The organism is Blastococcus sp. SYSU D00813 (assembly GCF_054050735.1).
The window spans coordinates 119,335-139,625 of the sequence record NZ_JBJGZX010000012.1 but is presented as its reverse complement, the minus strand read 5'-3'; the positions used below and the strand labels follow the sequence as shown (position 1 = coordinate 139,625).

The 20,291-nt window shown below is 75.8% G+C and carries 26 protein-coding genes and 1 tRNA gene; 11 read left to right on the top strand and 16 right to left on the bottom strand.

Going from position 1 to position 20,291, the window contains the following annotated elements; translation table 11 throughout:
* Positions 1–38: 38 nt before the first annotated feature.
* The 4 genes from ACI8AX_RS11230 to ACI8AX_RS11215 form a co-directional block, all read right to left on the bottom strand.
* Positions 39–827: a hypothetical protein gene (locus ACI8AX_RS11230; RefSeq protein ID WP_456549889.1), complete on the bottom strand. Its 789-nt coding sequence runs from the start codon at positions 825–827 to the stop codon at positions 39–41.
* Position 828: 1 nt separating this feature from the next.
* Positions 829–1,257, bottom strand: coding sequence for an S-adenosylmethionine decarboxylase (locus ACI8AX_RS11225; protein ID WP_456549888.1), 429 nt, complete (start codon positions 1,255–1,257; stop codon positions 829–831).
* Positions 1,258–1,353: 96 nt separating this feature from the next.
* Complete coding sequence (locus ACI8AX_RS11220) at positions 1,354–3,678, bottom strand: putative bifunctional diguanylate cyclase/phosphodiesterase (RefSeq protein ID WP_456549887.1); 2,325 nt, start codon at positions 3,676–3,678, stop codon at positions 1,354–1,356.
* A 127-nt stretch (positions 3,679–3,805) separates the two neighbouring features.
* Positions 3,806–4,417, bottom strand: coding sequence for a class I SAM-dependent methyltransferase (locus tag ACI8AX_RS11215; protein ID WP_456549886.1), 612 nt, complete (start codon positions 4,415–4,417; stop codon positions 3,806–3,808).
* Positions 4,418–4,534: 117 nt separating this feature from the next.
* Here ACI8AX_RS11215 and ACI8AX_RS11210 point away from each other — a divergent pair, with 117 nt between their 5' ends.
* A complete protein-coding gene (locus ACI8AX_RS11210) occupies positions 4,535–4,768 on the top strand; it encodes a hypothetical protein (protein WP_456549885.1) in 234 nt (77 codons plus the stop codon).
* On the opposite strand, the gene ACI8AX_RS11205 is transcribed toward ACI8AX_RS11210, so the two are convergent.
* The gene (locus tag ACI8AX_RS11205) at positions 4,747–5,700 is read right to left on the bottom strand and encodes a DMT family transporter (RefSeq protein WP_456549884.1); all 954 of its coding nucleotides are present in this window, start codon (positions 5,698–5,700) and stop codon (positions 4,747–4,749) included. The genes ACI8AX_RS11210 and ACI8AX_RS11205 overlap by 22 nt on opposite strands.
* Before the next feature lie 73 nt (positions 5,701–5,773).
* Between ACI8AX_RS11205 and ACI8AX_RS11200 the strand changes: the two genes are divergently transcribed.
* On the top strand, positions 5,774–6,694 hold the full coding sequence (locus ACI8AX_RS11200; protein WP_456549883.1) for a LysR family transcriptional regulator: 921 nt from the start codon (positions 5,774–5,776) through the stop codon (positions 6,692–6,694).
* Positions 6,695–6,706: 12 nt separating this feature from the next.
* Here ACI8AX_RS11200 and ACI8AX_RS11195 read toward each other — a convergent pair whose 3' ends face one another.
* Complete coding sequence (locus ACI8AX_RS11195) at positions 6,707–7,930, bottom strand: Nramp family divalent metal transporter (RefSeq protein WP_456549882.1); 1,224 nt, start codon at positions 7,928–7,930, stop codon at positions 6,707–6,709.
* Positions 7,931–8,184: 254 nt separating this feature from the next.
* On the opposite strand from ACI8AX_RS11195, the gene ACI8AX_RS11190 reads away from it, so the two are divergent.
* Entirely contained in the window at positions 8,185–9,609 is a 1,425-nt protein-coding gene (locus tag ACI8AX_RS11190; RefSeq protein ID WP_456549881.1) for a sensor histidine kinase, read from the top strand.
* A gap of 271 nt (positions 9,610–9,880) precedes the next feature.
* Here ACI8AX_RS11190 and ACI8AX_RS11185 read toward each other — a convergent pair whose 3' ends face one another.
* The 4 genes from ACI8AX_RS11185 to ACI8AX_RS11170 form a co-directional block, all read right to left on the bottom strand.
* Positions 9,881–10,291, bottom strand: coding sequence for an arsenate reductase ArsC (locus tag ACI8AX_RS11185; RefSeq protein WP_456549880.1), 411 nt, complete (start codon positions 10,289–10,291; stop codon positions 9,881–9,883).
* Complete coding sequence (locus tag ACI8AX_RS11180) at positions 10,288–11,037, bottom strand: aquaporin (RefSeq protein WP_456549879.1); 750 nt, start codon at positions 11,035–11,037, stop codon at positions 10,288–10,290. Before ACI8AX_RS11180 ends, ACI8AX_RS11185 begins: the two co-directional genes overlap by 4 nt.
* The gene (locus tag ACI8AX_RS11175; RefSeq protein WP_456549878.1) at positions 11,028–11,324 is read right to left on the bottom strand and encodes an ArsR/SmtB family transcription factor; all 297 of its coding nucleotides are present in this window, start codon (positions 11,322–11,324) and stop codon (positions 11,028–11,030) included. The genes ACI8AX_RS11180 and ACI8AX_RS11175 overlap by 10 nt, the downstream gene beginning before the upstream one ends.
* Positions 11,325–11,410: 86 nt before the next feature.
* Positions 11,411–11,761 carry an Rv2640c family ArsR-like transcriptional regulator gene (locus tag ACI8AX_RS11170; protein ID WP_456549877.1) on the bottom strand — a complete coding sequence of 117 codons (351 nt, stop codon included), beginning with the start codon at positions 11,759–11,761 and terminating at the stop codon, positions 11,411–11,413.
* Positions 11,762–11,855: 94 nt separating this feature from the next.
* On the opposite strand from ACI8AX_RS11170, the gene ACI8AX_RS11165 reads away from it, so the two are divergent.
* Both ACI8AX_RS11165 and ACI8AX_RS11160 read left to right on the top strand, forming a co-directional pair.
* A complete protein-coding gene (locus tag ACI8AX_RS11165) occupies positions 11,856–12,359 on the top strand; it encodes an ArsI/CadI family heavy metal resistance metalloenzyme (RefSeq protein ID WP_456549876.1) in 504 nt (167 codons plus the stop codon).
* A 25-nt stretch (positions 12,360–12,384) separates the two neighbouring features.
* Positions 12,385–12,588 carry a hypothetical protein gene (locus tag ACI8AX_RS11160; protein WP_456549875.1) on the top strand — a complete coding sequence of 68 codons (204 nt, stop codon included), beginning with the start codon at positions 12,385–12,387 and terminating at the stop codon, positions 12,586–12,588.
* A gap of 42 nt (positions 12,589–12,630) precedes the next feature.
* Here ACI8AX_RS11160 and ACI8AX_RS11155 read toward each other — a convergent pair whose 3' ends face one another.
* Positions 12,631–13,518 carry an SGNH/GDSL hydrolase family protein gene (locus tag ACI8AX_RS11155; RefSeq protein WP_456549874.1) on the bottom strand — a complete coding sequence of 296 codons (888 nt, stop codon included), beginning with the start codon at positions 13,516–13,518 and terminating at the stop codon, positions 12,631–12,633.
* A gap of 118 nt (positions 13,519–13,636) precedes the next feature.
* Positions 13,637–13,709, bottom strand: a tRNA-Arg gene (locus ACI8AX_RS11150).
* A 211-nt stretch (positions 13,710–13,920) separates the two neighbouring features.
* Here ACI8AX_RS11150 and ACI8AX_RS11145 point away from each other — a divergent pair.
* The gene (locus ACI8AX_RS11145) at positions 13,921–14,304 is read left to right on the top strand and encodes a hypothetical protein (RefSeq protein ID WP_456549873.1); all 384 of its coding nucleotides are present in this window, start codon (positions 13,921–13,923) and stop codon (positions 14,302–14,304) included.
* 43 nt (positions 14,305–14,347) lie between these two features.
* Positions 14,348–14,797, top strand: a complete 450-nt coding sequence (locus ACI8AX_RS11140) for an SRPBCC family protein (RefSeq protein WP_456549872.1) — start codon at positions 14,348–14,350, stop codon at positions 14,795–14,797.
* Here the strand turns inward: ACI8AX_RS11140 and ACI8AX_RS11135 are convergent.
* A complete protein-coding gene (locus ACI8AX_RS11135) occupies positions 14,746–15,594 on the bottom strand; it encodes an alpha/beta fold hydrolase (protein ID WP_456549871.1) in 849 nt (282 codons plus the stop codon). The genes ACI8AX_RS11140 and ACI8AX_RS11135 overlap by 52 nt on opposite strands.
* A gap of 94 nt (positions 15,595–15,688) precedes the next feature.
* Between ACI8AX_RS11135 and ACI8AX_RS11130 the strand changes: the two genes are divergently transcribed.
* The 3 genes from ACI8AX_RS11130 to ACI8AX_RS11120 are packed head-to-tail and all read left to right on the top strand — an operon-like array spanning position 15,689 to position 17,811.
* Positions 15,689–16,549 (top strand): NAD-dependent protein deacetylase, encoded by an 861-nt coding sequence (locus ACI8AX_RS11130; protein WP_456549870.1) that lies wholly within the window; start codon positions 15,689–15,691, stop codon positions 16,547–16,549.
* On the top strand, positions 16,546–16,851 hold the full coding sequence (locus ACI8AX_RS11125) for a biopolymer transporter Tol (RefSeq protein WP_456549869.1): 306 nt from the start codon (positions 16,546–16,548) through the stop codon (positions 16,849–16,851). The genes ACI8AX_RS11130 and ACI8AX_RS11125 overlap by 4 nt, the downstream gene beginning before the upstream one ends.
* A gap of 39 nt (positions 16,852–16,890) precedes the next feature.
* On the top strand, positions 16,891–17,811 hold the full coding sequence (locus ACI8AX_RS11120) for an MSMEG_6728 family protein (RefSeq protein WP_456549868.1): 921 nt from the start codon (positions 16,891–16,893) through the stop codon (positions 17,809–17,811).
* 3 nt (positions 17,812–17,814) lie between these two features.
* Here ACI8AX_RS11120 and ACI8AX_RS11115 read toward each other — a convergent pair whose 3' ends face one another.
* The 3 genes from ACI8AX_RS11115 to ACI8AX_RS11105 are packed head-to-tail and all read right to left on the bottom strand — an operon-like array spanning position 17,815 to position 19,432.
* The gene (locus ACI8AX_RS11115; RefSeq protein ID WP_456549867.1) at positions 17,815–18,657 is read right to left on the bottom strand and encodes a phosphotransferase family protein; all 843 of its coding nucleotides are present in this window, start codon (positions 18,655–18,657) and stop codon (positions 17,815–17,817) included.
* A complete protein-coding gene (locus tag ACI8AX_RS11110) occupies positions 18,654–19,073 on the bottom strand; it encodes a PaaI family thioesterase (RefSeq protein WP_456549866.1) in 420 nt (139 codons plus the stop codon). The genes ACI8AX_RS11115 and ACI8AX_RS11110 overlap by 4 nt, the downstream gene beginning before the upstream one ends.
* Positions 19,070–19,432 carry a VOC family protein gene (locus tag ACI8AX_RS11105; protein WP_456549865.1) on the bottom strand — a complete coding sequence of 121 codons (363 nt, stop codon included), beginning with the start codon at positions 19,430–19,432 and terminating at the stop codon, positions 19,070–19,072. The genes ACI8AX_RS11110 and ACI8AX_RS11105 overlap by 4 nt, the downstream gene beginning before the upstream one ends.
* 121 nt (positions 19,433–19,553) lie before the next feature.
* Here ACI8AX_RS11105 and ACI8AX_RS11100 point away from each other — a divergent pair, with 121 nt between their 5' ends.
* On the top strand, positions 19,554–20,264 hold the full coding sequence (locus ACI8AX_RS11100) for a YbaK/EbsC family protein (RefSeq protein WP_456549864.1): 711 nt from the start codon (positions 19,554–19,556) through the stop codon (positions 20,262–20,264).
* The last annotated feature ends 27 nt before the right edge of the window (positions 20,265–20,291 follow it).

The window sequence follows — 20,291 nt, the reverse complement described above, 5'->3', positions numbered from 1 at the left end:
GTCGCTCGAGCGCAGGAACCGCGCTCGAGCGACTCCGCTCACGCGACGGGGTCGGCCGCGCGGCGGGCGGTCGGCGGGCGCCAGCCGCTGGTGTCCCGGCGGGCAGGGGCCGGCAGCGGCATCGGGTCGGGCTCGCCGAGCAGCTCGCCGCGGCCGGGCAGCAGGTCGTCGGGGTCCACGGCGATCGACCGCAGCACGCCCTCGAGCAGGGCCGGGGCGAGCTCGGGACGCGTCGCGCGGATGCTGCCGGCGATGTCCTCGATGACGCAGGTGCACGGCGTGCTGGCGCCCGACCCCAGGTACTCCCGGGACGTCGCGCCCGGCATGGCCACCCAGGGGATCCCCATCATGTGCTGCAGCCGCAGCACGCGGTCGTCCAGCACGGTCACCCAGCCGGCGACCTCGCAGTTGCGGGAGTAGCGGTAGAGGCCGTGGCACAGCGCGAGGGTGACCTCGGCGCCCGCGGCGCCGCTGCGGAACCGGCGGTCCACGGCCAGGGTGGCCACGTCCCACACCGGCCCGCCCGACGGCGCCGCCGCGCGCACGGCGGCGTCGGGGTCGACGTGCCAGGGGTCCCCGGCGACGTCCACCAGGGTCTTCACCGGCCCGGCGGCGGGGTCGGCGAGGACCAGCCGGCAGGCGCCCAGCGCCGTCCCGCCCTCCTCGTCGAGGACCACGATGAAGCGGGAGCGCTCCTCGAACGGCCCGTACTCGGCCTCCATGACCTCCGGGGTGTTGCCGAAGGCCTGCAGGAACACCGCCGCCTCGACCGTGCGGGCGGCGTCGCGCTCGGCCGGGGTGTGCGCGACGAGCAGCCGGAGCGGCATCTCAGAAGGACTTCGCGACGACCGGGTCGGCGGCGAACCAGTCGCGGGTGAACGCGACGGCAGCGTCGGGGTCGAACGCCTTGCAGGTGTAGATGTCCACGGAGAAGAACAGCCGCGGCTGCTCCCACGCGTAGAAGTGGGCGCCGGAGGTCTCCCAGTGGATCCAGCCGGCCCAGCCGTAGGCGTCCGAGCGGTGCGTCACCGGCTCGATGAGCTGGACCATGTCGACCGCGCGGGACAGGTCGGACAGGTAGGCGCGGATCTGCTCGTCGTCGACCGGACGGGCCGGCACGCCCTCGACCACCAGCCGCTGCCGGAGGATCTCCGGCGCCAGGTCGCGCCACTCGCCGGGAGCGGCCGGCGTGGCGGCACGGTCGGCGTTCCGCAGGAGTCGGGGGCGCAGCAGGTCGGCGGTGGGAGAGGGCGTCACGTGATCATGGTGACCCGTTCGCTACAGAAAGCGCTGGTCCGCTCACGGCGTGTCGAGACAACGAAACGTGATGGTCCGCATCCCGACGCGTCACGTTCAGGCCGAGGCCACCCCGCCGCTGAGCTCGCGGAGCAGTGCCGGGTCCAGGACGCCGGCGTCGGCCGCCGACAGCCAGACCAGGAAGTCGTCCACCGGCATGGGGCGGGCGATGCCGTAGCCCTGCGCGACGTCGCAGCCCAGCCGGGCGAGCGCGGCGCTCGTCGACGCGGTCTCCACGCCCTCGGCGACCAGGTGCAGGCCGAGGTCGTGGGCGAGCGCCACGGTGTGCCGGACGATGGCCGCGGCGCGGGGGTCACGGTCGACGTCCGCCGTCAGGCTGCGGTCGATCTTCAGCTCGTCGGCGGGCAGGTGCCGCAGGTAGGCCAGCGAGCTGTAGCCGGTGCCGTAGTCGTCGATCGACGTCCGGACCCCGAGCTGGCGCAGGTCGGCCAGGACGGCGCGGCCCCGCTCGGGGTCGGCCATGAGGGTGTCCTCGACCAGCTCGAGGGTCAGGGCCTCGGTGGGCAGGCCGTGCCGGCGCAGGGCCGCGGCCACCTTCTCGGGCAGGTCGAGGTCGGTGACGTTGGCCGCCGACAGGTTGACCGAGACGGGCACGTGCCGGTCGTTCCACCACCGCGTGGTGGCCGCCAGGGCCAGCTCGAGCACCACGTCGGTCAGCGGCCGCAGCAGGCCGGCCTGCTCGGCGGCGGGCAGCAGGTGGGCGGGGGAGAGCAGGCCGCGGGTCGGGTGGTTCCACCGCACCAGCGCCTCGGCGCCCACGATGGCGCCGTCGCGCAGGTCCATCTGCGGCTGCAGGAAGACGACGAGCTGGTCGCCGGCCTCCAGCGCGGTCCGCAGCTCCTCCATGGTGCGCAGCCGGTCGCTGCCGGCCGTGCCCGTCACCGGGTCGGGGACGTAGACGTGCACGCCCTCGCGCGCCGCCTTGGCCGAGTACATGGCGACGTCGGCGCAGTGCAGCAGTTCCTGGACGGTCGAGGCCGGGGCCGGGGTCGTCGCGACGCCGACGCTCACGCCGACGTGCAGCCGGATGCCGGTCACCATGAACGGCTCGAGCAGCAGCTCCCGCAGCCGCTCGGCCAGGGCCTGGGCGCGCACGGCGTCGGCGGTCGGCAGCAGGACGGCGAACTCGTCACCGCCGAGGCGGGCCAGCACGTCGTCGGTGCGCAGCACGCGGCGCAGCCGCGGGCCGATCTGGCGCAGCAGCTCGTCGCCGGCCGAGTGCCCGAGGCTGTCGTTGACCTCCTTGAACCCGTCGAGGTCCAGCAGCAGCAGCGCGGCCGGCCGGTCGGGGGCCGCCGCGGTCACCACGTCCTGCGCGGACTCCAGCAGGGCGCGGCGGTTGGGCAGGCCGGTCAGCTCGTCGGTGCGGGACTCCTGCTTGACCTGGTGGAAGCTGCGCACCTCGTGGAAGGTCACCGCGATCCGGGCGATGCCGGCCACGACGCAGGCGATGGCCAGCCAGGCGCAGACCGGCGGGATGGGGTGGGTCCAGCCCGACCCGAGGACGAACAGGCTGGCGCCGATGCAGGCCAGCGGCACCACGAGCAGGCGCCAGCCGATGCGCGAGCCGCCGCGGTCGACCGGCGCGGGGCGGTCGGTCGCGATCGTGGCGGCGACGGCGGCCAGGACGACACCGGCGAGCCAGCCCAGCTCCAGCGGGCCGCCGTCCACGTAGGCGTCGCGGACGCTCAGGGTGAAGTAGATGAGGTCGGAGGCGCAGACGCAGACCAGGCCGGCGATCACCAGGACGAGCGTGCGGTCCATCCGCATGCCGAGGATCGAGCCGACCGCGGCCAGCATCGCGAGCAGCACCACGCTGATGGTCGGGCTGGTCAGCTCGATGGCGGGCACCGCCGTCTCCCCGGGGCCGGGGATCAGGTACGGGCCCAGGACGAGCGCGATGCCGAGGGAGAGGCTGCCGAGCGCGGTGATCAGGCCGTCGAGCCACATGCTCGGGTGGAAGCGCGGCACCCGGGCCTTGATCACGCCGACGACGAAGACGTACAGCGTCAGGTACCCGGCGAGGGAGATCAGGTTCGCCAGCGGCGAGGACGGGCCGTTGCCCTCGACGCCCGCGGCGAGGACGCGCAGGGCGTTGCCGACGGCGCTCAGGGACAGCGCGACGCCGAGGCCCCACCACGCCAGCCGGTCGATGCGGACGCGGGCGCCGGCGGCGAACAGCGCCCAGGCCGCTGCCAGGTAGGGGAGGTTGAAGAGCACGACGTCGTAGGCGCGGTCCCACGAGTCCCCGGCCGGGCGGACCCAGACGCCGGTGGCGAAGAGGACGGCGAGTCCGACGTTCAGGTACAGCGCGAGGACGGGACGCCGCTGCGCGGGCGCCGACGGTCCATGCGTCTTCATGGGGAGGGGATCGGCCGGTGGTCCCGGGGAGCGCAGTGGAGCGACTCCACTCGTCACCTGAAGGGGTGAGACGGCCTCCCCCCTCACCCGGAGCGGGTCCCTCCGCGGGAGCGGGGCCGGCCGGTCGTCAGGCGGGCTTGGTCGCACCGACGATCCGGGCCACCCCGCCGAACCAGGTGTGGTCGATGGTCTCGAGGTCGTCCACCTGCCGCTCCAGCGGTTCCCAGAAGCGCCGGCGTTGGTCGGCCTGGGCGAGCAGGCGGTAGTAGGTGTTGGCGATCCCGCTGTCGACCCGGCCGTCGAGGTACAGGTCCATGAGGGCGATGCGGCCTCCCGGGCGGACGAGGTCGAACACCCGCTGGAAGACGTCCTCCCAGTCGGGCACGACGCTCAGGCCCAGCATGCAGAACGCGGCGTCGACCGAGTCGGTGCCGAGCAGGTCGGCGTCGAGCACCCGCGCGTCGGCCTGGAGGAGGGCGACGTTCCGCCAGCCCGCGGCCCGGACCTTGGACCGGGCCTTGGCGAGCATCCCGGCGGAGTGGTCCACGGCGTGGACCCGGCCGTAGGGGCCGACCCGCTCGCGCAGCAGGGGGAGGCTCGCCCCGGTGCCGGTCGGGACGTCGAGGACGGTCTGCCCGCGCCGCAGCCGGAGCAGGTCCACCGCCTCGCGCCGGTGTCCCCCGTGCAGGAGCTCGGTCCCGGACTCGTACACCCAGGAGAAGACGTCGTAGTGCTGCATGGGGCAGGCCTACCAGGTCGGTCCAGGACCGCGGTCCGGCAGCTCCCGTGGACGGCGGGTGCCTCCTCGGCCACGATCGACGGGGACGAGGCCAGCGGACCAGCCGGGGGCGCCGACGTGAGACGGACGATCGCGGGGATCGTGGTGGCGCTGGCCTGCGCGGCCGGCGGCACCGCCGGGTGCACCGGGAGCACGGAGGAGGCCGACGTCGAGGAGGTCACCCCCACCCGCGGGTCCTCCGTCCCGGCGGAGACCGACGGGGAGTGCCCCATGGGCGTCGACACCGACGGCGACGGCGATCGCGACCCGGACCCGATGCTGCCCGACTGCTACACGCCGGTGCGCTGGTGACCGGCGCCGACCGGGACCGGCAGGGGCTCGACCGGCGCCGTCCGCGGTGCCCTCGGCCGTAGCTGCACGAGGACCACCGAGATCAGGACCAGCAGCCCGCCGGCGAGCTGGACCGGGGTGAGGAACTCGCCGAGCGCCAGCGCGGCGAGGGCCGTGGTGACGACCGGCTCGGCCGTGGACAGCGTCGCGGCGGTCGACGGTCCGGTCCGGCGCAGGCCGGCGAAGAAGGTCAGCATGGCCACGACCGTCGACACCACGGCGATGCAGCCCACCCACAGCCAGCCGGCCGCCGGCAGCGCCAGGTCGACGCCGCCGGTCAGCACGGTCCGCAGCGCGAGGGTGAGCGCGGCGCCGGACATCACCAGCGCTGAGAGGACCACCGGCGGCACCCGGTGCACCGTGGTGTCCGCGACCAGGATGTAGACGGTGTAGGTGGCCGCGGCGCCGAAGGCCATGGCGACGCCGACGGCGTCGAAGCGCAGGCCGCCCGCGCCGGCGAGCACCAGCAGCGTCCCGCCCGACGCGACCAGCACGGCCGCCGCCCGTGCCCGGGTGAGGCGGTCGCGGCCGAGGAGGACGGCGACCACGGTGACCAGCGCCGGGTAGACGTAGAACACCAGGGCGACCAGGGACGCGTCGACGCGCTCCAGGGCGGAGAAGTACAGGCCCGCCTGGGTGACGTAGCCGACGGCGCCCAGGCCGAGGCCGACCAGGACCAGGCGCCGCGACAGGCCGGGACGCGGTGCGGCGCGGTCCCGCGCCGACCGGGTCGCCGGGAGCACGAGCAGGAGGAGACCCAGCAGCAGGCCCGCGAGGGAGAACCGGAGGAGCAGCAGCGTCCCGAGCGGGACCCCCGCGGCGAAGGCGAGCTTCCCGAACACCGCCATGGCGCCGAAGCACGCGGCCGACACGAGACAGAGCAGGGGACCCACGGCCAGCAGCGTCCCCGGACGGACCGATCAGGTCCAGTGACCGTTCCTGGAGTCGACACGTGAGAATCGCTTCATGGACGTCCTGGACCTGCGCCGGCTCCGCGTGCTCCTCGAGCTGCAGGAGCGGGGGACCCTCGCCGCGGTGGCCGCCGCGCTGGGCTACACGCCCTCGGCGGTCTCCCAGCAGCTCGCCGTCCTCGAGCGGGAGACGGGTGCGCGGCTGCTCGAGCGGGCCGGCCGCGGCGTCCGGCTCACCGACGCCGGCCGGTTGCTCGCCCGCCACGCCGGCGTCCTGCTCGCCGCGGCCGACGCGGCCCGGGCGGACCTGGCGGCGCTCACCGCGGAGGTGCGCGGGACGGTGCGTGCGGGCGGCCTGCAGTCGGCGACCCGGCGCGTGCTCATCCCCGTCGTGGCGCGCCTGCGGACCGGGCACCCGCAGGTCCGCGTGGAGGTCTCGGAGCTGGAGCTCGAGCAGGCGCTGCCCGAGCTGCGGCTGGGCGCACTCGACGTCGTCGTCAGCGACGAGTACGACGGGCACCCGCGTCCCCGCCCGGCGGGACTGCGCTTCCGGGCGCTGCTGGAGGAGCCGCTGCAGGTGGTGCTGCCGGCCGGGCACCCGGCCGCGGCCGGAGGCGCCGCCGTCGCGCTGGCAGACCTGCGCGACGAGGTGTGGGTCGCCTCGGCCGCCGGCACCGGTCACTCCGCGCTCGTCGTCGGTGCCTGCCGGTCGCTGGGGGCCTTCGACCCCGACGTCCGCCACCGCAGCAACGACGCCGACGTCCAGCTGGAGCTCGTCCGGACCACCGGCGCCGTCGGCCTGCTGCCGGCGCTCACGCTCCCGGCCGCGGACCCGGCGCTGGCCGTCCGCGACGTCGCCGAGGCCGCGGTCCGCCGTCGGCTGGTCCTGGTCACCCGGGACAGCCCCGCGGCGCCGCCGCTGGCCGCGTTCCTCGCGGCCGTCACCGAGCAGGCGCGCCGGCTCGCGGCGGGCTGAGGGTGCGCCGGCTCAGGTGGGCAGCAGCAGGAGCAGCACCGCGTTGAGCGTCAGGATCAGCACCGTCACCAGGACGGCGACCAGGGTGGTGCCGCGGCGGTTGACGAGGTCGCCCATGACGTCGCGCCGCCGGGTCAGCAGCAGCAGGGGCACCAGGGCGAACGGGATCCCGAACGACAGCACCACCTGCGAGATCACCAGCGCCCTGGTCGGCTCGACGCCGAGCGCCAGGATGGCCAGCGCGGGCGCCATCGTGAGCGCGCGGCGGAGGAACAGCGGGATCCGGCGGCGCAGGAACCCCTCCATGATCACCTGGCCGGCGTAGGTGCCGACGCTCGACGAGGCGAAGCCCGAGACGAGCAGCGCCATCGCGAACAGCAGCGCCGCCAGACCGACGGTGCCGAACCCCTCGTGGGCACCCTCGAGGGTCTCCTCGCCGAGCGAGGAGCCGGCGAACAGGGCGGCCGCCACGAGCAGCATCGCCACGTTGACGAACCCGGCCAGGCCCATCGCCACCGTGACCTCGGTCCGCTGCGCGCGGAGCGCCTCCTTCTTCTGCGGCAGGGTGTGCGCGTCGGAGGTCTCGCTGACGAGCGCGGAGTGCAGGTAGATGGCGTGCGGCATGACCGTGGCGCCGAGGATGCCCGCGGCCAGCACGACGCTGCCCAGGTCGTCGATGCGCGGCACCAGGCCGCCGGCCGCGCGGGACCCGTCGATGTCCGCGCTCCACAGCAGCAGCAGGAACGCGACGACGATCATGCAGAAGTAGGTCGTCACCGCGTGGATGTAGCGCCGGTCGCCCGGGGCCTGCAGGGCGAGCAGCATGAAGGCCCAGGCGCCGGTGACGAGCCCGCCGGTGAACAGGTCCATCCCGACGAGCAGGTGCAGGGCCACCGCGCCGCCGACGATCTCGGCCAGGTCGGTGGCCATGGCGACCACCTCGGCCTGGGCCCAGAGCCCGAGCACGACCGGGCGGGGGTACTGCTGCCGACAGTTCTCCGGCAGCGACATCCCGGTGGCCAGGCCCAGCTTGGCCGACAGGCTCTGGATGAACATCGCCATGAGGTTGGCCAGGACGATGACCCACAGCAGCAGGTAGCCGTACTCGGCGCCGGCGGAGAAGTTCGTGGCGAAGTTGCCGGGGTCCACGTAGGCGATCGCGGCGACGAAGGCCGGCCCGACCAGGAGCAGCCGACGCCGGCGCGGCGCCACGACCGCGCGATCCCGACCCAGCACGTCCCGACCTCCCAGTACCCGGGCCGTCATGGTGCGGGACCGTCTCGGCACCCGCCAGACCCCGAACCACGGGGGCCCGCCCGGGTGTGCGGATCTCCCCGGACGGATGACTCCGTGCCGGGCCCCCGTGGCCCAGGACGTCAGGCACTTGTGCGGAGCACCGGTCAGGTGGCACAACCGTCAGACGCCGACGGGACCGGGGCGCCACGGGGACGCGCACCGGCCGGAGGCGACCCGCACGGGGAGGGGACGGGATGCGATCGGGCCCCGAGCCCAGTGCGGCACGGCCGCGTGCCGACGCCGGCGGACTGCTGTCGGTCAGCCTCGTCGAGGGCACCGGGGCGCCGGGGCGGCGCCGGCTGGGGCTGCCGCCGGTCGGACGGGTCGCCGGACGGTTCGTCATCGCGAACCTCGTCGTCGTCACCCTGCTGTTCGGCGGCAGCGTCTGGGCCACGCGGCAGGCGGCCACCGAGGAGGCGATCTCCGACGCCCGGCGCGCCACCGAGCTGCTCGCGGGCCTCGTCGTGGAGCCCAACCTCCGCAGCGGCCTCGCGGAGTCCGACCCCGAGGCCGTCGCGGTGATGGACGCGGCGCTGCGCGGGAGGCTGGACGCCGCCTCCGTCAGCCGTCTCCACATCTGGCGCGAGGACGGGACGATCGTCTATTCCGTCGACGCGCGGCTGATCGGGGAGCGCCTGCCGGAGGGCGAGGAGCTGCCCACGGTGGCGGAGGGGACGACGCGGGCCGCAGTCACCGACGGGAGCCGCCCGGAGCACCAGCTGGACGGCACGTCGGGGCAGGTCCTGGAGGTGTACCGGCAGGTCCGCGACCCGGCCGACCGCGTCCTGCTGCTGGAGACCCACTCGTCCTACGAGGAGGCGACGGCCCGGCAGGCGGACATCTGGTGGCAGTTCGCGCCGATCTCGCTCACGGTGCTGCTGGCGCTGCTCGCCCTGCAGCTGCCGCTCGCCAGCCGGATGCTCGCGAAGGTCCGTGCCGAGCAGCGCGAGCGGGAGGCGCTGCAGGTCCGGGCGCTCGAGTCCTCGAACGAGGAGCGGCGGCGCATCGCGGGCAGCCTGCACGACGGGATCGTGCAGGACGTCTCGGCGGCCGCGCTGCTCGTGGCGGGCGCGGCCGACCAGCTCCGCGACCCCTCGGGCCGCCACTCGACGCAGGACGTGGCCGCCGTCCTGGCGGAGGCGGCGGCCGCGCTGCGGGGGTCGGCCGGGTCCCTGCGGTCGCTGCTGGTCGAGATCTACCCGCCCAACCTCCAGCGGGCCGGGCTGGCCTCGGCGCTGGCGGACCTGGCCGACCGGCTGCGCGCCCGGGGGATCGAGGTGCAGGTCCGGATCCCCGAGGAGCTCGAGCTGCCGCTGGACGCGGCCACCCTGCTGTTCCGGGTCGCCCAGGAGACGCTGCAGAACGTGGCCAAGCACTCCGGGGCCGCCCTGGTCGAGGTCACGGTCACCCGCTTCGCCGACCGCGTCGTCCTCGACGTCCGGGACGACGGTGCGGGGTTCGACCTCGGGGCGACCCTGAGCCGCTCGCGCGCCGGGCACCTCGGCCTCGACCTGCTCACCGACCTGGCGGCGGCCGCCGACGCCGGGCTGGACATCCGGACGGCGCCGGGGGAGGGCACCCACGTGTGCCTGGAGGTGCCGCTGTCGTCGGCCCGGTGAGAGTGGGGTCGTCCGCGCAGGGCGCGGTGGCGCCCGCCTGCGCGGTGCAGCGCCGGCCGGAGCCGCGGAACTCGTCGCCGACGGCGGATCGGGTGCGCGCCATCCGGTTGCGGGTCAGGTGGCCGGCCGCCGTGCCGGCCCTCACCGTGGTCTCGGAGCTGTGCTCCGCGGGGGGTTCAGTGGCCCGGCCCCAGCAGTTGAACAGGCAGCTGTTGGGGCTGCCTCCGCTGCCTCCGCCGAGGCGCCGCTGCGGGTGCCCGGCGGCTCGGGGTCACGTGACCTGCAGCTCGGCGAGCAGGCTCCGGACGCGGCTCTCGATCTCGTCGCGGATGGGGCGGACCGACTCCACGCCCTTGCCGGCCGGGTCCTCGAGCGCCCAGTCGAGGTAGCGCTTGCCGGGGAAGACCGGGCAGGCGTCGCCGCAGCCCATGGTGATGACGACGTCGGAGGCCTCGACGGCCCCGGTCGTGAGTACCTTCGGCGCCTGGTCGGTGATGTCGATGCCGACCTCGGCCATCGCCTCGACGGCGGCCGGGTTGACCCGGTCGGCCGGGACGGAGCCGGCGGAGCGGACCTCGACGCCGTCGCCGGCGAGGTGGCGCAGCCAGCCGGCGGCCATCTGGGAGCGGCCGGCGTTGTGGACGCAGACGAACAGGACGCTGGGCCTGCCGGTCACGGTCACCGCCGCGTTCCTCGCTGCGCCCGTGCGGGCGCGGGGCGGGGGCCGTCGTAGGGGACGACGGCCGCGTCGGCGTCCTCGGTGACGCCGGGGTGGAGCACGAGCACCGTGGCCACGGCGGCGGCCGCGCCGATCAGCTGCATGAACACGAACATCGGCACCGAGGACGGGGCGATCCCGGCGAAGGTGTCCGACAGCATCCGCGCGACGTCGATCATCGGGTTGGCGAACGACGTGCTCGAGCTCCAGAAGTAGGCGGCGGTGACGTACGCGCCGACCGCGAACGGCGCCACGGCGCTCCGGCCGGCCCGGACCAGGCCGAAGACCAGCACCACCAGCCCGAAGGTGGCCAGTGCCTCCGACAGCCACAGCGAGCCGGAGGAGCGCACGCGGCCGGAGAGGTCGACGGCGGGCAGGTCGAACATGAGGTTGGCCGCGATCGCACCCACGACGCCGCCGGCCAGCTGCGCGGGCAGGTAGACGGCGACCTGTCGTGTGGAGACGCCCCCGAGGACGCGGTCGGCGAGGGTGACCACCGGGTTGAAGTGGCCCCCGGAGACCGGGCCGAACGCGAGGATGAGCGCGGCGAGGCCGGCGCCGGTGACCAGCGCGTTCTCCAGCAGCTGCAGTCCCGTGTCACCGGGGGACAGGCGGGACGCGGCGATGCCGGAGCCGATGACGACGGCGACCAGCCCGGCCGAGCCGAGGAACTCGGCGAGAGCCTGCCGGGCCAGCAGGGTCAGTCGCACGGGCGCTTCACCGCCAGCGCCAGGCGTGCGCGCGAGGCCAGGGCCGCGTAGTGGGCCGACACCGCCTCGAGGACCTCCGGGCGCAGCCGGTAGTAGGTGTAGCGCCCGGCCGGCTCGGCCTCCACCGCGCCGACCGTGCGCAGCAGCCGGAGGTGGTTGCTGAGGTTGGAGCTCGTGGCGCCGGTCTCGGCGACCAGGTGGCAGACGCACAGCTGTTCACCGGCGAGCAGCTCCACGATCTGCGCGCGGGTCGGATCGGCCAGCGCCCGGAGCAACTCGTCAGTCACCGGTGATGTCAGCACGCGCTGATCAGACGTGGTCGGCGCCGGCGCGGCAAGCGAACAGCCGGTGAACGGCGGTCCCTCGGGGGTGCTCAGCAGCAGGCCGGGTCGATGACCTGTGCCATCGCGCCGAGCGCGTCGCGGTGGGCGCGGTAGTACACGTTCATCCCGCGGCGCTCGCCGGAGACGAAGCCGGCCTTCTTGAGCTGTCCGAGGTGGTGGGACACGGTCGCCTCGGTCAGCCCGACCGCGGGGGCCAGGTCGCACGTGCAGACCTCCGCCTGTGCCAGGAGCAGCGACAGGAGCCGGAGGCGCACCGGGTCGGCCAGGGCCTTCAGTCGCACCGCGACCTCGAGGGCCGAGCCCTCGTCCATGGGAGCGGCCGCGACGGGGGCGCAGCAGACCGGCGCGGTGGCGTCGATGACGGGCAGGGCCTTCGGCATGACGACGAGCATCCCACCTACTTGACGAACGTCAAAGAGGTTGGCACCGTGGTCCCCACCACTTAGATGAACGTCTAACCCCCTGGAGGTCCGGATGTCCCGCGTCCAGCTCGCCCTCGACGTCGACGACCTGGAGACGGCCGTCGCGTTCTACAGCACGCTGTTCGGCGTCGACCCGGCCAAGCGCAGGCCCGGCTACGCCAACTTCGCCATCGCCGAGCCGCCGCTGAAGCTCGTCCTGCTGGAGAACCCCGGCAGGGGTGGCGGCCTCAACCACCTCGGTGTGGAGGTGGACTCTCCCGAGCAGGTCCGCGCCGAGATCGCCCGGCTCTCCGGCGAGGGCCTCGTGACCGACGAGGAGATGGGCACCACCTGCTGCTTCGCCACCCAGGACAAGGTGTGGGTGACCGGCCCCGGCGGCGAGCGCTGGGAGGTCTACACCGTGCTCGCCGACAGCGACACCTTCGGCAGCAGCCCGCAGGCTCCCGTCGACGCCGGCCGGGCACCCGCAGAGGGAGTCTGCTGCGGCACCACCGACACCGCGGCACCCGGGTCCACCGACGCCCGGCAGCCGGCTCCCGCGGCCGCCTGCTGCTGACCACCGGCTGGAGGAGGAGCTCGTCGTGATCACGCCTGAGGTCGCCCAGCTGGTCGCCGCCGACCGCACCGCTGCGCTGCAGCGCGCCGCGACGTCCGCCCGGCTCGCCGCCATCGCCCGCTGCTGCCGGCCCGGCCGCTGGGCGCGAGCGACCCGTCGCGCCGTCCAGGCCGCGGTCAGGCTGCGGAGGGGGCACGTCCCGGCCGCCGTCTGCTGCGCCGGCGGCTGAGCCGCGCGGGCCGGGACGGCCTGATCGCCGGAGCCGGTGCGGTCAGCCGGCGAGCGCCTCCAGGACCAGGTCGGCCATGGCCTGGTGTCCCGTGGAGTTCGGGTGGTAGGGGACGCCGTCGCCGCCGGTGCTGCCGTTGACCCAGCGGTCGCCCTCGGCGGCGCAGGGACCGTGGTCGCCGTCGGCGCCGTAGGGGTCGGCGACGAGGACGCCGGCGTCGGCTGCCACGTCGAGGAACACCTCCTGCAGGCGCTCGCCGACCGTCCGCACGATCTCCGCCTCCTCGGGCGTGTACGTCAGTTGCGCGCACGCCTCCTCGGGCACCAGGACGGGATAGGTGACGAGGACGACCGTCGCCTCGGGAGCCCTCTGCTGCAGCAGCTCGAACATGGTCGTGAGCGACTCCCGCAGGGCCGGGTACTGGTCCTCCCGGGCAGCCTGGGCCGCGGTGCACGTCGTGGCCGGGTCACCACAGGCGAAGGTGGTGGCGGCATAGCCCAGGTCGTTGCCGCCGACGGTCACGGTGACCAGGGCGGTGTCGGCCGTCACCGCGTCACCCTGCGGCGGGGCCGCGTCCTGCGGGGTGTCGATGACGTTCGCGGTGGTCGCACCGCTGCAGGTGACGTCGACGAGCTGCAGGTCGAGCTCCGCGGCCACGAGACTGGCGTAGTTGCGGCCGGAGCGGCCGCACTCCGGGCCCTGCGGCTCGATGCCCGGTCCTGCCGCGAACGAGCTCCCCAGGGCGACGTAACGGGCACCCTCCGGCACCTCCACCGCGGTCGTCCCCTCGCCGGCGGACTCCTCGGCGGCAGACTCCTCGGCGGCAGAGGTCCCGGGCGTCGCGGCGGAGCCGCCGTCGTCCCCGTTCCCGCACCCGGCCAGGAGCAGGGCGGCCACGGTCAGGCCGATCCCAGCCCAGCTCGTACGCATGGCCGCGCAGCGTACTTCCGGGTCGCGCCGCCCCTGCGGACACGCCGGCGGGGGTCGGCCGGCCAGACCGACGACCGGTCCGCGCGCCCGACACCGGCGTGACCTGCGGCTCCAGAAGTGCCCCCGGCAGGATTCGAACCTGCGACACACGGTTTAGGAAACCGATGCTCTATCCCCTGAGCTACGGGGGCGCGGCCGTCACGATCCCACAGCCGCGCCCCGGCTCCGGAGCGGACTCCCCGTACCAGCCCACCGGTCGGGCGTTCAGCGCCGAGAACCCCACCGTCAGCGGCGCGTCCGCGGCGCTGCTGGAGAGGTGGGCCTGAGCCCGACCGCACCCGGCGCCGCCGGGCGGCGCTGCGGGGACGCAGCCGCGGTGGCGGGGCGCACTACCGTCGGACCATGACCGGCCTGCTGGCGGCGGTGGCGCTGGTGGTGGTGCTCGCCCTCGTGCTCGTGTGGGTCACGTGGCCCGAGCGCCGCCTGCTGGCGGGGACGGGGACGGGGACCGGGCGGCCGGCGCTGTCGCCGCGGGACCGCGCGCGGATGGCCGAGGCCGTCGCGGCGGCGCGGTGGGTGCCGGCCCACGACGAGGTCGACGGGCGCACGCGGGTGCTGCTGCGGCGCTCGTGCACCGGCCTCGACGGACTGCCCCTCGTCCTCGAGGAGCGGGTCTTCGCGGAGTTCCCCGCGGACGACCCGGCGTGGGAGGCGCGCTTCACCGAGGCGATGGCCGGGGCCCGGTTCCGGTGCCGCTATCTCGACGGCGAGGAGCGGCCGGCGTAGACCGGGATCCGCGGCCCCGGGCGGCGACGGCAGGATGGCGGCCATGGGACAGGTCGTGGCCACCGCCGAATCCGTCGTCCGCGCCCCCGTCGAGCAGGTGCGCGCCGGCCTCGCCGACTACTCCGGCGTCCGCAGCCGGGTGCTGCCCGAGCAGTTCTCCGACTACCGCGTCGAGTCCGGTGGGCAGGGCGCGGGCACCCGCGTCGCCTGGCGCTTCGCCGCCACCTCGAAGCGGGTGCGGGAGCAGCTGGTCGAGGTCTCGCAGCCCGACGCCGACACGCTGGTCGAGCGCGACACCCGCTCGTCGATGGTGACCACCTGGACGGTGCACCCGGCCGACGCGGGGACGACGACCGTGCGGGTGCGGACGACGTGGGACGGCGCCGGCGGCGTCGGCGGCTTCTTCGAGCGCACGTTCGCGCCCAAGGGCCTCCGCCGCGTCTACACCGACCTGCTCGCCCGGCTCGAGCGCGAACTGGGCGCCGCGGCCTGAGCCGGGGGCCGGGCGGCGCGGCCGGCGGTCCGCCGCACCAGCTCGACGATCGTGGCCGGGCGGTCGGACTGCGGCGCGTGTCCTGCCGCCAGCAGCGGCCGGAAACGGGAGCCGGGCACGAGCGGCAGGTAGCGGACCGTCTGCCCCGACGCGATCCAGTCGGCGGCGCCCTGCACCAGGGTCACCGGGCAGTCGATGCGGTCCATCCCCCGGGGGACGTCGAGCAGCAGCGCCCACAGCAGCGTGCGCCAGTAGTCGCGGGAGTCCGCGAACCCCTCGCGGGCGCCGACCGCCTCCTCGGGCGAGGTGCTCCACGGCCGCGCCTTGAGCGTCGCCAGCAGCGCCGTCCGGCCCAGCGCCGACCGCGACAGCGGCTCGATCAGCGGCGCCGTCGTCCGCCCGACCACGCGGGCCACCGCCATGCCGGTGCCCTGGACGAGCCGCTCGGGCGGCAGGTTGAGGCCCGAGGGCGCGATGGCGACGACCGAGCGCGCACGCCCGCGCCGGGCGAGCTCCAGCGCCAGCCGGGCGCCCAGCGAGTTGCCCAGCACGTGGGCGGTGGCCACGCCCTCGGCGTCGAGGGTCCGCTCGACGGCGTCGGTGAGGGCCGCGACGGTCGGCCGGCGGTCCAGCGCGAGCGAGCGTCCGACGCCGGGCAGGTCGGCGTTCAGGAGGGTGAAGGACTCCGACAGCGCCGGGACCACGGCGGTGAAGTCCCGGCGCGAGCTGCCCCAGCCGTGCAGCAGGAGCAGTGGGTCCCCGCTGCCGGAGCGGGTGAGGGAGAGCGGTGCGGTCACCGTTCCCCGGTACCCGGCGGCGCGGCGGGCAGGCGGTGAGCCCGCGCACGTCGGTTCGGCGGCACGCGACCGGATGACGGGGGACCATGGGCCGGTGAGCTCCGCACCCGCCGCCGTCGAGGAGGCCGCCGTCGTCCCGGGGCTGGCGGAGCTGGCCGACCTGGTCGGCGACGGGGAGGCGCTGGTCCTCTCCGGCGCCGGGCTGTCGACCGACTCCGGCATCCCCGACTACCGCGGAGCGACCGGCTCGCTGCGCCGGCACACGCCGATGACGTGGCAGACCTTCCGGCGCGACCCCCGCGGCCGCCACCGGTACTGGGCCCGCAGCTTCGTCGGCTGGCGGCAGATGCGCGCGGCCCGCCCCAACCCCGGCCACCGCGCCGTCGCCGACCTGCAGGCCGCCGGCCTGCTCAGCGGCGTGGTCACGCAGAACGTCGACGGGCTGCACCAGGCCGCCGGCGCGCGGGACGTGGTCGAGCTCCACGGCGGGCTGGACCGGACCGTCTGCCTGCAGTGCGGCGACGTCGCCTCCCGCGCGGACCTCGACGCGCGGCTGCGCGCGGCCAACCCCGACTTCGGCCCGCGGGCCGACGAGGTCAACCCCGACGGCGACGCCGAGCTGCCCGACGAGGTGCTCGACGGCTTCGTGATGGTCGGCTGCCTGGCCTGCGGCGGCGGACCGCTCAAGCCCGACGTCGTCTTCTTCGGCGAGACCGTGCCGCGCGACCGCGTCGACCACTGCTCCCGGCTGCTCGAGGGCTCCGGCAGCCTGCTGGTGCTCGGCTCCTCCCTGACGGTGATGAGCGGCTACCGCTTCGTGCTGCGCGCCGCCGAGCTCGGCATCCCGGTGGCGGTGGTCAACCTGGGCCCCACCCGCGGCGACGCGAAGGTCGACGTCAAGGTCGACGCCCCGCTGGGCACGGTGCTGCCCGAGCTGGTCACCCGGCTCGCGTGACCCGCGAGGTCGAGCGCACCGACGACGGCCGCTGGATCGTCGTCGACGGCCGCCGCTGGCGGGCCGCCGACCCCGCCCTGCCCGACGACGTCCGGGCCCGGCTGCTGCACCACCTCGGGGTCGCCCGCGCCGCGGTGCGCAGCGCCGGCCGGTCCGGCGACCCCGGGGCGCTGGCAGCCGCCCGCGTCCGCGTGCAGCTGGCCAAGACCGGGCTGGGCGAGCGGGGGGAGGCCTGGTGGGACCAGGACGACGACGCCCGGCGCGCGCGGTGGGAGGCGGCGCTGCGCGAGCTCGACGCCTGACCGGGCGGGCGGCCCCGGACTCGGCGAGGATCGACGGCGATGCAGACCTTCCTGCCCGTGGCCGACTTCGCCGAGAGCGCGCGGCTGCTGGACTCCCCGCGGCTGGGCAAGCAGCGGGTCGAGACCCTCCAGGTGCTCCGCGCGCTCGAGCTCCCCGACTACGGCTGGGTCTCGCACCCGGTCGTGCGGATGTGGCGCGGCCGGACGCCGGCGCTGGTCGCCTACGGCCTGGCGATGGTGCGGATCTGGCGCGAGCGGGGCTTCGCCGACAGCACCTACACCCTGATCGGCGAGTTCGCGCCCGAGGTCGTGGACACCCCGCAGGAGGAACTGGCCCGCGCGGGGCTGCTGCCCTCGTGGCTCGGCGACCCGGCGCTGCACCTGTCGCACCGGTCGAACCTGCTGGCCAAGGAGCCGGACTTCTACCGGCCGCTGTTCACCGAGCGGTTCGGCCCCGAGCCCGACGACCTGCCCTACGTGTGGCCCGAGCCCGACGACCTCCCCCCGGCGCCCGAGCCGGACGGCGTCCGCGTCTGGGTGGTGCGGCCGCGGTCGCACAACGAGCTGGGCGCCTGCCTGGCCGCCGGCGTGGTGGGGCTGGGCACCCAGTCCGGCATCGACGTCGACGCCACCGGCCTCACCCCGGCCGAGCTGCGGGCGCTGTCCAAGGAGCTGTCCGGACGGCGGCCGGCCAAGGACCTGCGCCAGCTGTCGGCGCTGCTCGACGAGATGGCGCCGGGGGACCTGGTGGGGCTGCCGATCGAGCACGGCGCGGGCCTGCTGCTCGGCGAGGTCGTCGGCGACTACCTGTTCGAGGGCCGCGAGCTGCTGCCGCACCGGCGTCCGGCCCGCTGGGACCGCGTCGTCCCGCGCGCCGCGGCGCGCCCGCCGGCCACGCTGCAGGACCCGCGCGCGCTGTTCTCCGTGGTCCTCGACCCGGCGCACGTGCCCGGCGCCTGACGCTCACCCCAGCTCGGCGGCCAGCCGCTCCCGCGCCGCGGCCCGGTGCACGGGCCGGTGGGTGGCCAGCACCGCCGTCCACACCGCGGCGTGCAGCCGCCGCAGCTCCAGCCACGGCGCCAGCTCGGCGTCGGTCGGGGAGCCGGGGACGGCGTCGAGGGCGGCGCGGCCGTCGAGCCGGGTCGTCAGCCGGAGGCAGGCCAGGTCCCAGGCCCGCGGACCGGGGGAGGTGTCCTCGAGGTCGGTCCACCGCCAGCCGCCGGCGGTGGCGAGCAGGTTGCCGGGGTGGGCGTCGCCGTGCAGCGCGCCGACCTCCCCGGCCAGCCGCGGGCGCAGGGCGGCCAGCCGCTCGCGCAGGCGGCCGACCTGCGCGTCGGTCGCGCCCCAGCGGGGACCGGCGGCGGCGAAGGCGGCCAGGTCCTGCAACGGCCGGTCCAGGGGCTCGCCGTCCGGCGGCGGGACGGCGGCGAGGTGCTCGTGCAGCGTGCCCAGCTCCCGGGCCACCTCCGCCGGCCCCGGCCGCTCGGGTCGCACCTCGACGTACCGCCAGAACGAGACGACCAGCCCGCCGCGGACGTGCGGACCCGGCGGCAGGAGGTCGCTGGGCGGGACGACGCCGGCGCCGGCGCCCGCCAGCGCCGTGGCGAGCGCGACCTCGCGGCCGAACGGCACGGTGGCGTCCGGGCGCAGGTCCCTGGTCAGGGTCGCCACCCTGGCCACCACGGGAGCCGGTGCGAGGTGCACGACGACGTTGACGCCGTCGGCGAGCACCCGCGGGTCCGTCGGGCGGAGGCCGGCGCCGGCGGCCACGGCGCGCGCGGCGGCGACCGCGGCCGCCGCCGTCACGCCGAGGGCAGCGGCACGTTCTGCAGCCGTACCTGGCCGCGGGCGACGACCTTGCCGTCCTCGGCGCGGCTGAGTACGACCTGCCACAGCTGCAGCGTGCGGCCCTGCTGGACCGGCTCGGCGACCACGTCCAGCCGCCCGGCGGTCATCGGCCGCAGGAAGTCGGTCGAGTTGTTGACGCCGACGGCGAACTGGCCCCGCTCGGCGACCGCCGCGCTCGCGCCGATGCTGGCCGCGGACTCGATGACGGTGCAGTAGAGGCCGCCGTGCACCACTCCCCACGGGGTGTGCTGCTGCGGCCCGGTGTCGACGGTGCCCGTCACCCGCGTGCCGGTGGCCTCGGTGACGTCGAAGGCGGTGGCCGCCACGAACGGGCTGGCCGAGGTGAGGTCGACCGGCGGCAGCTCGGCGCTCATGCGGCGTCCCAGACGAGGCAGAAGGGGTGGCCGACCGGGTCGGCGTAGACGCGGAAGTCGCCACCGCCGCCGGGCAGCTTGCGGGCGCCCAGCGCGAGCGCCTTCGGCTCGGCCTCGTCGACGTCGGTCACGAACACGTCGAGGTGGAACTGCTGGGGCCGGTCGGGGTCGGGCCAGTCCGGGGGCCGCAGGTCCGGTGCCTGCTGGAAGGCCAGCCGGTGGCCCTGGCCGGTGACGACCACCCAGTCGTCGCCGGGGCCGCCCTTGCTCACCTCCATCCCGAGCAGTTCCGCGTAGAACGTGGCGAGTGCGTGCGCGTCGGGCGCGTCGATCACGACGGAGTGCAGCTGGCCGATCATGGGCCTCATCCTGGCGGCGCCGGTGGGGTCCGGCCCAGGCGGTATCCGGCCAGGTACCGCGCTGATCCGGCCGACCCGCCCGGCGGGCGCCGGACCGGCGCGGTGACGGAGGATCGACGCCGTGCCCGACGCCGTCCCCGCCCCCCGCCTCGGCTCCCTGACCTGGCTCCCCGCCGCCGACCACCCCGAGCTGCTCGGCCGGCCGGTGGCCGCAGCTCTCCCCGCGCTGCGGGGGACCGGCTGGGTCGCCGCCATCGACGAGGACCTGGCCGACACCGCGGCGTTCACCGAGGCGTACGAGGTCCCGCTCGCCGCGTCGGCCAACTGCGTCGTCGTCGCCGCGCGCCGGGCGGGGGAGACGACGCTGGCCGCGTGCCTGGTCCCCGCGACCACGCGGGCCGACGTCAACGGGCTGGTCCGCCGCCACCTCGGGGCGCGCAAGGCCTCGTTCGCGCCGCAGGACGTCGCGGTGGCCGGCAGCGGCATGGCCTACGGGGGGATCACGCCCGTCGGGCTGCCCGCGGACTGGCCGGTCCTGGTCGACGCCGCCGTGGCTGCCGCCGACCTCGTGGTCGTCGGCTCGGGCACCCGCGGCAGCAAGCTCGCCGTCCCCGGCCCGGTGCTGGCGGCGCTCCCCGGCGCCGAGGTCCTCGACGGGCTCGGCCGGCCGCTGCCGCCGGAGCCGGAGCAGCCGCGGCCGGCCGGCCCGGTCGCCGTGGCCGAGCGGGCGCCGGACGACCGCGACCTGGGCTGGGGCGAGCGGCCCGCCGACCCCACCGACGACGACCGCCGCTACCTCGAGGACCGCCCGCCGCACTGGGGCAGCGACTGATGAAGGACCTCGTCCTTCTCACCCCTC